The organism is Vibrio mytili (assembly GCF_000830505.1).
Lineage (GTDB): Bacteria > Pseudomonadota > Gammaproteobacteria > Enterobacterales > Vibrionaceae > Vibrio > Vibrio mytili.
The window spans coordinates 50,030-61,722 of record NZ_JXOK01000015.1 but is presented as its reverse complement, the minus strand read 5'-3'; the positions used below and the strand labels follow the sequence as shown (position 1 = coordinate 61,722).

At 44.3% G+C, this 11,693-nt stretch carries 8 protein-coding genes; all 8 read left to right on the top strand.

The genetic code is table 11. The annotated features are described in order from the left end of the window. The first annotated feature begins 2 nt into the window (after positions 1-2). Complete coding sequence (locus SU60_RS06115; RefSeq protein ID WP_052481499.1) at positions 3-1,352, top strand: TraB/VirB10 family protein; 1,350 nt, start codon at positions 3-5, stop codon at positions 1,350-1,352. Next, positions 1,352-1,900: a type IV conjugative transfer system lipoprotein TraV gene (gene traV / locus SU60_RS06110; protein WP_014386713.1), complete on the top strand. Its 549-nt coding sequence runs from the start codon at positions 1,352-1,354 to the stop codon at positions 1,898-1,900. Before SU60_RS06115 ends, traV begins: the two co-directional genes overlap by 1 nt. Before the next feature lie 14 nt (positions 1,901-1,914). Next, positions 1,915-2,289, top strand: a complete 375-nt coding sequence (traA, locus tag SU60_RS06105; protein ID WP_014386714.1) for a TrbC/VirB2 family protein — start codon at positions 1,915-1,917, stop codon at positions 2,287-2,289. A gap of 94 nt (positions 2,290-2,383) precedes the next feature. Beyond that, positions 2,384-2,758: a TraA family conjugative transfer protein gene (gene traA, locus SU60_RS06100; RefSeq protein ID WP_109320306.1), complete on the top strand. Its 375-nt coding sequence runs from the start codon at positions 2,384-2,386 to the stop codon at positions 2,756-2,758. Positions 2,759-2,965: 207 nt separating this feature from the next. Continuing rightward, positions 2,966-4,306: a DUF4165 domain-containing protein gene (locus SU60_RS06095; protein ID WP_041154753.1), complete on the top strand. Its 1,341-nt coding sequence runs from the start codon at positions 2,966-2,968 to the stop codon at positions 4,304-4,306. A 56-nt stretch (positions 4,307-4,362) separates the two neighbouring features. Beyond that, a complete protein-coding gene (locus SU60_RS06090) occupies positions 4,363-8,385 on the top strand; it encodes an Ig-like domain-containing protein (protein ID WP_245228367.1) in 4,023 nt (1,340 codons plus the stop codon). Positions 8,386-8,540: 155 nt separating this feature from the next. After that, positions 8,541-9,245 carry a DsbC family protein gene (locus SU60_RS06085; protein WP_014386716.1) on the top strand — a complete coding sequence of 235 codons (705 nt, stop codon included), beginning with the start codon at positions 8,541-8,543 and terminating at the stop codon, positions 9,243-9,245. After that, a complete protein-coding gene (traC, locus tag SU60_RS06080) occupies positions 9,242-11,692 on the top strand; it encodes a type IV secretion system protein TraC (RefSeq protein WP_014386717.1) in 2,451 nt (816 codons plus the stop codon). The genes SU60_RS06085 and traC overlap by 4 nt, the downstream gene beginning before the upstream one ends. Position 11,693 lies beyond the last annotated feature (1 nt).

Sequence of the window (11,693 nt, the reverse complement as noted above, 5' to 3'; positions counted from 1 at the left end):
CGATGATTAATATGAATTGGTGGAACGAGCTCGATCCAAACAAAAAGCGTTGGGTTGCTGTTGCAGGTGGTGTTTTCGTTCTGTTTGTGGCTGTGAGTCTTTTTTCTGATGAAGGTACAAGTGACTCCAGCAATAAAAGTCGTAAAGAAACCATCCGTCACGTATTAACTGACAAGGGCACTCGTGAAGCGGGTATGGATGCATTGGTTGGCAATCTTAAAACAACGAAAGCTGAACAAGAACAACTGCGACGTGAACTGGACAAAGTAAAACGTGAACTGGAGAACACTAAGTCGAAGGCTGGTGCATCAGTTGATATAGGTAAGGAACTCGAACAGCTGAAACGCGATGTTAAGGAGCTTTCTCAAGAAAATAGAAACTTAGCGCGAGATTTAGAAAAAGCTCAGAAAGACGCTGAAAAACGTTCAGGGAAGCCTACAGCTGGTGGCGCTGAAACTGGTTTGACAGAGGAACAGGGCGCTCAACAAGCTGGTGGATTCACCTCTACCGAAAAGCTTGATTACAAGGACCCTAATGAGTTCTTTAAGAAAGCTCCACTACCAGCTAACTCTCACAGCAAACCAACGGGTAAGGAATCGGATAGATCAGGTAAACCTACCGCTCAACCGGGCATTCGAATTGTTAACTACACAGAATACAACGAAGCAGAAGAGAAAGCGGCGGAAGAGCAGGAGGACCAAGACAACTCTATCTACTTACCTGCGGGTTCAATTCTTACTGGTGTAACGATCACTGGTATGGATGCTCCTACCGCAAAGGGAGCAAGAAAAGACCCTTTCCCAGCAACAATTCGACTCCAGAAGGAAGCTATTTTACCTAACCGATTCAGAGCCGATGTTCGTGAGTGTTTCTTGATTGTATCCGGTTACGGCGATCTGAGCTCAGAAAGGGCATATCTACGAGGCGAGGTTATTTCCTGTGTTCGTGAAGACGGCGGCGTAATTGAGTCTCGCTTGGACGGATATGCAGTGGGTGAAGATGGTAAAGCTGGTGTACGTGGCCGCTTAGTATCTAAACAAGGTGCAATGATAGCCAAATCTTTGACGGCTGGTTTCTTGAGTGGCTTTGCTCAAGCGCTTGATACAAACCCAGTTCCAGTTATCAACACTAATCCAACAGACACACCTGTATATCAACACGTGTTCAATGAAAACACTATGCAGAGTGGTATATCAAAAGGCGCATCAAGTGCGATGGAAAAGGTTGCTCAGTTTTATCTTGATATGGCTGAGGGAATGTTCCCTGTAATAGAGGTCGATGCAGGTCGTCAAATTGACGTAATTATCACCAAGGGGCAGCAACTAAAACTTAAATCGCAGGGGACAAAATAATGACGAAAAAAACACAAAAGCTGACCAGAAAGGGCAGTTTCACAGGGGGCTTTCCAATGGTTAAGCCCATAAAATCTACAGTGTCGATGATTTTGGGCAGCGCTTTATTGCTATCAGGCTGTACCTCAATCGGCAGTGATGAGTATAGCTGTTCAGGTATTCCTGATGGTGTTCAGTGTATGTCAGCGCGAGATGTCTATGCGGCGACAAACGATGGCAATATCCCACGCTCAGTAAAGCCTGGAGAAGAGCCTGTTTCTGTTCCAGGAGAGATAGCCAACTCATCATCGACGGGAGATTCAGTGATAGACAATTACGTCACACCGCGCCTCCCGAATCGTCCGGTGCCTATTCGTACTCCAGCACAGGTCATGCGCATATGGGTAGCCCCTTGGGAGGATACCAATGGTGACTTGATTGTGACTGGGTACGTTTACACCGAAATAGAACCGCGCAAGTGGGTAATTGGGGAAGGGACTCAACAAGATGTACCTATGCTCAAACCCTTGCAAACGATAAAACCCAAAGCTAATTCAGAAACTAAATAGGAGAACTTAGCAAAATGAACGTCACATCCACATCAAACAATAAAGTCAACCTTTTGTTCTGGGTGGCGTTGGCTCTGGTGATCAGTTTTATGTTTGCCAATCAAGCCCACGCTGGTACAGGCGGTACAGAATTTGATGATATCTGGACCACCATTACTGACTGGACTCAAGGTACGCTTGGCCGAATCATCGCAGGTGCAATGATCTTGGTAGGCATCGTTGGTGGCATCGCTCGTCAAAGCTTGATGGCATTTGCGATGGGTATCGGCGGCGGTGTCGGCTTGTACAACAGCCCTACCGTTGTTGAATCTATCATGACAGCAACTCTTGAAACTGCTGACAAAGTTGCCCCAGTTGCAATTCAACTAAGCAACGGATTAGGTATGTGATTTCATACCTAACAGTACTTTGTAAGTACTTGATATAACGGGCAGTTGAATATCTCAACTGCCTTTTTTAAGATTGAAAATCAGGAAAACAATCATGGAAATCACAAATAAGGCTAACAATAAAGCCAATCTTCTTTTCTACGTCGGTTTAGTAATGATCGTTGGACTTATGTTTGCGAACCAAGCTCACGCTGGTACTGGTGGTACAGAGTTCGATGACATTTGGACCACCATCACCGACTGGACTCAAGGTACACTGGGTCGCATCATTGCTGGTTCAATGATTTTGGTAGGTATCGTTGGTGGTATCGCTCGTCAAAGTATCATGGCATTCGCAATGGGTATCGGCGGTGGTGTTGGTCTATACAACAGCCCTACGGTTGTAGAAGCGATTATGACAGCTACATTAGAGTCAGCTGAAAAAATTGCTCCAGCAGCTATTCAGTTCAGTAACGGCTTAGGGCTATAAGGTCTCAATACTCACTTTAACCCCTCCTTTTATACTTGGCATTTTTGGTTTCAGTCGTCAGAAAATGCCAAGTGATTTCCCTCCCAGAAAAACGCTTTAAAAACGCTCAAATTGGGCAGTTACACAGTCTGTGTATAGCCGATTACTCCAGTAACCTCCTGTATTGGGTTCTTGTAACCCTATTCAATAGCTATTGGAGAAAACATTATGAATAAGTTCAAGCTAAGGCTACCAGTCTTGCTTGGTGCGATGGCCGCAATTGCTGCACCATTAGCTCAAGCGGAATTGTTAGAATACAGCTTTAATACACCTGATGGTGCAGAACGCACATTATCTCCAAGCACCGTTTACGCCAACCCAACAGGGAACATAAAGTTCGCGTTGAGTGCAGGGATCGACCGTAAGGTTAAAATCTCTATCGTAAGGCCAGACGGTTCAGTGGTGAATTCGGCTACGAGTCACCTGCTTGGAGGCGCAGACCGTATTACAGTTAATGGAAAGTCCTATTATGGTGCGGAGTTAGAACTAGCCGCTCCGGGGGAGGGAGAGTACTCATTTAAGGCAGAAATTCTTACGTCTGTTGGAGATTCTGTTCAAACAGATACATACCCAATTATTGTAGATATCACACCTCCTGTTATTTCTGGGGAGATTCAGTGGGTCAGAAGTGGTTTTAGTATGGGTAGTATTGATGTCTTTAACCACGGTTATGCGGGTAAAGAGTTGAGATTGGAAGGGATTGATGATGATAGCGGTATATCGTCAGCAAAATTCTTTACCATCGACTCTTCTGGGCAAAAACGAGAAACGAACGCATCCTTGGATACAGTTCAGGGAGTGGCATCTTTACCTGTCGGCAGTGCAGTCAGTAGCTCGATGGCTCCTGAAAATCAAGCAGAGTATACTCTTGGTTTTTCAATCAGTGACGAAGCAGGAAACCAGACAGAAATCAGTAGAGTTTCAACGATTGATAAGGTTGTTCCCCAGGTCTGGACGGAAGTATTCGATAGTTCCGAAGGCATTTGGAAACCCTACACATCGGGTATGAATGTTTATGAAAACCCTGTTCAAATTCGTTACAAACGAAGAAAGCAGGAACATACTGCATTTAATGGAACAAAATATGGATGGGGAGATACAACCTATGATTCGGAAGATAATGAATTTATTTACCGAAATGTAAGTTTAAACTACCCTCAAAAATACTCATATTTCCATTTCTTCACCCAAGCTGGTGGTTACTCAACACATCGTTACGCAGATTTTAATTTTAATCTAGCTGGTGGGGCTTCTCTTGGTCCTAAACCAATAAAGCTTGAATATCATCTAAGTGATGGTGGGTGGGTCTCAAGTGAAAGACCACGCTACTCTCACCCTTACGTGGTGGATAAGGTCCGTATACATTCAGAAGCAAGGCCATATAACCAGAAAGCTTGGCTTAGTGGTTTTGGAGCTTGTGTGATCCCTGCAAATGAAACGTTTTGTGAGGCTGAGGTCAATGTAAGTAGGACATCAGGCGAGGATACAGCCCAATTCAGTATTATGTAGCAAAAGAAGATGGATCATTTTCAGTGCATGGTGGGTATCTGTACACATTTTGGGATATGAATCCACCAACAATAGATAATGTCTCTGTTGATAAAACATTAGGCCAAATGACAGTACGGGTTATTGATAATGATAGAGTCAATAACTGGCAGATAAGTCATTGGGACACTAATGTGTTTAAAGCATATGCTGATAATGGTGAAGAACGGATCGAGCTGCCGCGTTCATCGTACACTTCACCTGACTATAAAACTAAAATTGCGACGTTTGATTTTGCTAGTCTGACCGATGGTAACTATTCCCTGTCTGCCGAAGCGATAGATACCTATGGGAACAGTGCTACGCAAAGTTATGGTGAGCAAATCTTAGTCGATAACACGCCACCAACGTTATCTGTCAATGTTACTGATGATGTCCAGTCTTTGGATGACGTTGTTATCAATCTTTCTGATAACTTAGACAGTACACCGAAGGTAACGTCGATTGCTTTAGTCGGCGGTCCGGCGGATGAATCTGTTCAATTGTCATGGCGTGAAGAGTCAAATGGTCGATTCCGTTTGGAATACCCTGTGATGTTCCCTTCGCTGGCAGAAGGTGAGAGTTATACTCTTACCGTAAAGGCTGTAGATAACCAGAGTAACGAAGCGACAAAAGCCGTAGTGTTTAACTATAAACCTCGTGAAATTACGCTTTCAGGCGGATTTAACGGCAATATGGCTATTCCGGCAGTTCCGTATGAGTTTACCTATGCAGACGGTAAGAACATCATCGAAACTGAACCTCTAACGTTAAGTGATGGTTCGGTCGTAACTGGCTCATACGACGTAATGGTGACATTGCGAAGTGATGCTCAAATTCCTTTGGTGGTAAACGGTATTCGAGTTGAACCAGGCCAAACTGCTGACATTATGAAAAATCATAGCTTTGCTTCTACTGGAGGACGATTAAGTATTCCAGTTCGAGCTGTTGATGGTGCAGATGCTGGCACAGCAAGCCTTTTGGTTATGACTACAGCGCCTAACTCACCAGTTTTGGTAGCCAATATCAAAACATGGAAAGCGAGTGAAAGCTTAACGGCCAATACCTGGGAAGTTCGACAAGTCATCGACAACTTCAATGTCCAAGTCTCTGCCGACTCAGGTGTACCATGTCGCTATTCGACGAACCTGCAAGAAGCTCAATCATCAGATCCTATCAAAGACCCTGTATGTTTTGTTGAGTGGGAGCAGATTCCAGATGAAGCCGAAGTGGTAAACAGTAATCGAGTTGCTGGTATATCTGGTCAAGCATTGCAGATCGGTGAACAGGATGTCACTTATGGTGTATATCTGTTTAACGGCGAAGATAAGGTAAAAATCGGCGGCGGTAACAGAAAGCTAAATGTGGTCTCTGCTTTGGGTTCAGTAACTTACTTACCAGAGTCAGATATTGCTCAAGTAGACCGTGTTATCCAGAACTTAAATGTTCAGTTACGACAAACCTCAGGTCCAAGCTGTATCCTGACGATGGATGCTGAAAAAGCCAAGCAAGATGAGAGTGGACGTGTATCCGAAGCGGCGCACAGAAGCTGCTTATTTGAGTGGAAAGAAGTTCCAGAAGGGCTGCTACAAGATACTCGATACGACACACCAACACTAATTGGTTCATTGGCAGAAAAAGCAACGGTTCCTTTAAGTTGGCGCGTTAGCATTTTCTCTCGTAGTGGAGCTCGTGTAGCGTTAGCGGATGAGACCTTTAACATCGAGGTTGTTGACCCAGCGGTTCCTCAAGTTGATCTGATGACCGATTATCACTTCAAGGACAACATCTACATCGTTCCTATGACTGGTGATTATTTCGGTGATGTCCAAGTGAATGCGAAGCCATCAGACTTGAGGGTTTCTATATCTAGGAACAATGAAACACTTGAGTCAGAAGTGCATTCATCCGGTATGGGTACAGCGATGAAGGTGAATCGTCGTATTCGAACAGATGACCGCAAACTGTGGGAAGAAGTAACTTACCAAGTTGACTCTTCATATGAAAAAGTACCTGAAATTAAGAGCACTAAAGAATATCGACTGATTGCAATGCCAAGCAAAGGTATTCGTCCAATGCTGTCAATGGATGGTAATACTGTTCTCGATATCCAAACGCTGAACGTAAAAGTCGATATACGCGATTTGTACCGTGGGAACGACGAATATGATGAAGCAACTATGGGGCAGTGGAAGGTTCGTCTGTCTCGTCAGATCTCTCCAGGAGAGATTGAACCAATGTCAGAATGGGTGGATGCAGAAAACGGTTCAGCTGAAATAGCAGTTGAAATGTCGAAAGTAGACTCTAGCTACATTCGATTTACCGCAGAAGCGAAGCTTGTTAGCCCAGTTGAAGGATATGAACGTATCGAGGCATCTCCAAGCCCAATTTTTGCTACGGTTCTTCGTGGTAACAAAATTGATGGTGAGGTTACAACTCGTCGTTTATCAGGTGCAGCTCCTTTCAATGCCGCTTTTAAGTTAGGTATTGTCGATCGGCTTGATTATCGTTCAGTTGGAGATGTCTTCTGGGAAGTGAGTAATGACGATGGTCAGACATGGAATGAACATGCTACAGAAGAGCGTAGAAAGTACAGTTTCGTAGAGAGTTTCGGTGTTGGTAAATATCTAGTTCGAGCTAAAGTTGTAAACGTAAACTCGGGCTTAGAAAAGTACACTGAAAATGTAGAAATTGTTTCGTATGAAGCGCTTGAAGTTGATGTTCCTGGTCCTGATACGCTCTTGGTGGGTAGTTCTTCTGAATACTCAGCGACCATTATGGATGGCGAGAACGCATTTGATGCAAGTAAAGCTGTGATTGAGTGGTCAGAAGATGGTGGTAAGACTTACACTACTGCGGCTCCACGTATCACGCTAACCAGAGAAGAACCACAACGAGTTAAGCTAATTGCTCGTGTACGTTCGACGATGGCTCCAGAAGATGATGCGTATGCGTATAGCCAGGCCAAGAAAACCGTAGAGTTTAAAGCTGTTAAAGCTCCGCGTATTCGTATTGATGGACCTCGTTTAGTAGAGAAAGACTTTACTTACAAACTAACCGCAGATACTCGACTGCCTTATCGAGATTTGGATGCCGAAGTTAAGGGTTTCTTCACGCTTCCTGATGGAACCATTATTGAAGGCAACACTGCTGAGTACGTTCCAAATCAAGCAGACTTGGATCAAGCTCGTGTTGAAATCAAATACACAGCATGGATCGACGGTTACAAGGAGTCTTCTACATCGGAAACGGTATACAAAGCTCGCGTATGGCAATATGTCTGGCCTGAGTTTGCACTCAGCTACAGAGCAAATGCAGATGTAGCACCAGCTATTGTTAGCGCTTCTGTTCGTCCTGTTGGATTCCGAGGCAAGCTTGAAGAGCCTACCTACGAATGGATCTTACCGGAAGGTGCAAAGCTTAAAGATCAACGAGACACGTCTCGCTCTTTTGAAATCACAGAGCCGGGCGAGCACCTTGTGAAGGTCATTGTGCGCGATGCTCGTGGTAACGAAGCAGAAGCTCAGTTAGCGATAACGGTAGGTCAAGCTGAAAACTATAAGGTAGAACTAGAATACTCAGGTTCAAATAAGCTAGATCGTGAACCTCTGGATGTTTTGGTTCGTCCATATATTGAAGGTGGACACCCAAGAGACCGAATTAATGTGATGCAGTACACCGTTAATGGGAAGTCTCTTGAAGACACTGGTCGTTATGGAAGAATGACGCTTGACGCGGGAGAACACACAATTAACTTCCGTATTAAGTCTGAAATGGGCAAAGAAGTGGAGAAAGAGTTGAAGATAAAAGTTATCGAAAACCAAGCTCCGGTTTGTTCTATCGACCACAGAGAAAGTACATTCGCATGGCTTGTGTATGCCTCATGTGATGATGTCGATGGTCGTGTGAAAGGATTTGAATGGACGCTTAATGGTGAACCTGTTGCCTCTTCATCACGAAGATTGACGATCAGCAAACGCAGCTATGATGCAATGCCAGAAGTTACTTTGACTGGTATAGATGATGCTGGTGGTCGCAGTGATCCTGTGACCCTTCAATAAAAGTATGACTATCTAAACCAAGCCCGGCACTCGCCGGGCTTTTTTGTCTCTCCGCTCTAATTGACCAAACAGGGCAACTACAGATGCAGGCTTGTATCCATATCCCGAATAAACTGCCAACTGATGAAAAAGTAACTGACGGTTAAAGGATAGGTATGTTGAAACAAGCAATAGCACCAGTGCTCATGCTGCTTAGTACTGTAGCAACAGCGAAAGATTTTACTGCTGCTGATGTGCAGAAAGCAGAGGCAAAGATTACTGGAATGGTTGAGTTGCCAATTTATGGCATCAATGCAGTAGAAAGTGACGGTCAAATCGTGTTTTTGTCAGAGAATGGACGCTTTGTTATTTCAGGACAAATCTACGATCTCTGGCAAAAGAAGCCTCTCAGTACGTTGACAGAAATGCGCGATGTCGCTGACCGATTTAGGCTACGTGACATGAATGTCGATATAGATGCGATGAATGTGGCAAAGCTTGGGACTGGCCCAAAAGAAGTAGTGGTCTTTGTTGACCCTCAGTGTGGTGCCTGCCACCAGCTAATGGAAGAGGCGAAAGCTCTTAAAGATGAATACACGTTTAAGTTTGTCGTGATACCTATTCTTGGTGATAAGTCAAACCGTTTAGCTCGCGCTCTGTCTTGCATAACTGACCAAGATAAAGCGTTTGAAGCGCTTAGCCAAAGAAAGCTTGGTTCCTACCCAACATCATGCAGCAGTAAACGTCATGATCTCACTCTGCTTACCGCACAGTTACTAAATATTCGAGGTGTTCCTTATTTGATTGCACCTGATGGGCGAGTCAACGCTGGCCGACCACAGAATATGGACCTGAAAACATGGCTGGAGAGCGATAAATGAACATTATTACGATAAGAAAAAAGCTCCAAGAAAAGCTTATCCCAGAGCATTTAAGAGCTGCTGGGATTGTCCCCGTGCTTGCGTACTCAGAAGATGATTACACCTTCTTGATGGATGATAAAAGCATTGGCTTTGGTTTCTACTGCCATCCTCTATGCGGGGCTGACGAAAAGATTCAAGAGCGTGTTAATGGTTTTATGAACCAGGAGTACCCGGCCAAAACCACCATGCAGTTTATCTTGTTTCGATCTCCTGACTTAAACCATGAAATGTATCGAATGATGGGGTTACGTGATGGTTACAGAGATGATCTGTTGACCTCTTCAATCGAGCAGCGAATGGAGTTTCTTCAAAAACATACGACCGAGAGAATGGTTGCCAAATGTAAGAAAGGAACATTTGATCTTGGTCTAATCCACGACCTAAAACTGTTCGTCACCGTAAAAGTGCCCATCAAACATGCCAATGAACCGTCTCAGGAAGAACTAGACTCTCTGGCAAACCTACGGACTAAAGTTGAGTCTTCACTAAGAACGATTGGTGTTCACCCTGTCCCCTTAACTGCTGTCGGTTACATCAGAACAATGAATACCATGCTCAATTGGGGGCCTGAGGCATCATGGCGAACAGATGGTTGCGATTGGGAAACAGACAAGCCCATTTGTGAGCAAATTTTTGATTACGGCACAGATTTGGAAGTTGATAAGAGCGGTCTACGTTTAGGCGATTATCACGTTAAGGTTATGTCTGCGAAGAAAATGCCCGACTCTTTCTATTTCGGTGATGCAATCACCTTTGTTGGGGATCTCAGTGGGGGCAACTCAGCTATTCGTGAAAACTACATGGTCGTGACAAACCTGTTTTTCCCAGAGGTTGAAAACACCAAGAATGCACTTGAAAGAAAACGTCAGTTTACAGTAAACCAAGCATACGGGCCTATGCTGAAATTTGTTCCAGTACTTGCTGACAAAAAGCATGACTTTGATGTTTTGTATGAGTCATTAAAAGAAGGCTCAAAACCTGTCCGTGTAAGTTACTCATTGGTGCTTTTTGCTCCTACAGCTGAACGCGCTCAAGCAGCAGCAACAGCGGCGCGTAACATCTGGCGCGAGAACCGCTTCGAGATGATGGAAGACAAATTTATCTCGTTACCAATGTTTATCAATTGCTTGCCATTCTGTACCGACCGAAAAGCCGTAAAAGATCTGTTTCGTTATAAAACCATGACCACTGAACAGGCATCAGTTCTATTACCGGTATTTGGCGAGTGGAAAGGGACTGGCACTTTCCACTCTGCATTGATTTCTCGTAACGGACAGCTAATGAGCTTGTCTTTGCATGATAGCGACACGAACAAAAACTTAGTGGTCGCAGCGGAATCTGGATCGGGTAAAAGTTTCCTTACCAACGAATTGATATTCAGTTACTTGTCTGAGGGGGCTCAAGTTTGGGTTATAGACGCAGGTAAGTCATACAAAGACCTGTGTGAACTGCTGAAAGGGGACTTTGTGCATTTCGCCGAAGGCTCCAACATTTGTTTGAACCCATTTGAACTGATCACGAACTGGAAAGAAGAAGAGGATGGTGTTGTCTCTATCGTCAAAGCTATGGCATCCGAGAAAGGCTTGTTGGATGAATACCAACTCGCAGGTTTAAAGCAAATTATGAACGAGCTCTGGGAAGTTATTGGCCGTGATATGACTGTAGACCACATCGCTGATAAGTGTTGTGAGTCTGATGAGCAACGAATTAAAGACATCGGTCAACAGCTATATGCATTCACATCAAAGGGTAGTTACGGTAGCTACTTCTCTGGTTCGAATAACGTTAACTTCCAAAACCGTTTTACAGTCCTGGAGCTTGATGAGCTACAAGGCCGCAAGCATTTACGTCAGGTTGTTTTGCTGCAAATGATTTACCAGATTCAGCAGGAAATGTTCCTCGGTGAACGTAACCGTAAAAAAGTCGTCATCATTGATGAAGCATGGGATCTGCTTAAAGAGGGTGAAGTTAGTACATTTATGGAACACCAATACCGTAAGGCAAGGAAGTACGGTGGAAGTATTGGTATTTGTACTCAGTCGATCAACGACCTGTATGAAAACCCTGTGGGTCGCGCTATTGCTGAGAACTCAGCTTCCATGTACCTACTTGGTCAGACAGAAGAGTCAGTAGAATCCGTAAAACGAAGTGGCCGTCTGTCTCTTTCCGAAGGTGGTTTCCATACCCTAAAAACTGTTCACACCATTCTAGGTGCTTATTCAGAAATCTTCATTAAATCAAAAGCTGGCATTGGTGTTGGCCGTTTGGTTGTAGGTGATTTCCAAAAACTACTTTATTCAACAGACCCGGATGACATCCGAGATATCAATAAGTATGTAGATCAGGGCTTAAATATCACTGACGCAATACGTCAAGTAATGCATCAACGTGGCATGGCCGCATAAC

Bases quoted from the DNA above. Each gene is read 5' to 3' on its own strand.
- SU60_RS06115 (WP_052481499.1), top strand. From the start codon at position 3: ATGATTAATATGAATTGGTGGAACGAGCTCGATCCAAACAAAAAGCGT.
- traV (WP_014386713.1), top strand. From the start codon at position 1,352: ATGACGAAAAAAACACAAAAGCTGACCAGAAAGGGCAGTTTCACAGGG.
- traA (WP_014386714.1), top strand. From the start codon at position 1,915: ATGAACGTCACATCCACATCAAACAATAAAGTCAACCTTTTGTTCTGG.
- traA (WP_109320306.1), top strand. From the start codon at position 2,384: ATGGAAATCACAAATAAGGCTAACAATAAAGCCAATCTTCTTTTCTAC.
- SU60_RS06095 (WP_041154753.1), top strand. From the start codon at position 2,966: ATGAATAAGTTCAAGCTAAGGCTACCAGTCTTGCTTGGTGCGATGGCC.
- SU60_RS06090 (WP_245228367.1), top strand. From the start codon at position 4,363: ATGAATCCACCAACAATAGATAATGTCTCTGTTGATAAAACATTAGGC.
- SU60_RS06085 (WP_014386716.1), top strand. From the start codon at position 8,541: ATGTTGAAACAAGCAATAGCACCAGTGCTCATGCTGCTTAGTACTGTA.
- traC (WP_014386717.1), top strand. From the start codon at position 9,242: ATGAACATTATTACGATAAGAAAAAAGCTCCAAGAAAAGCTTATCCCA.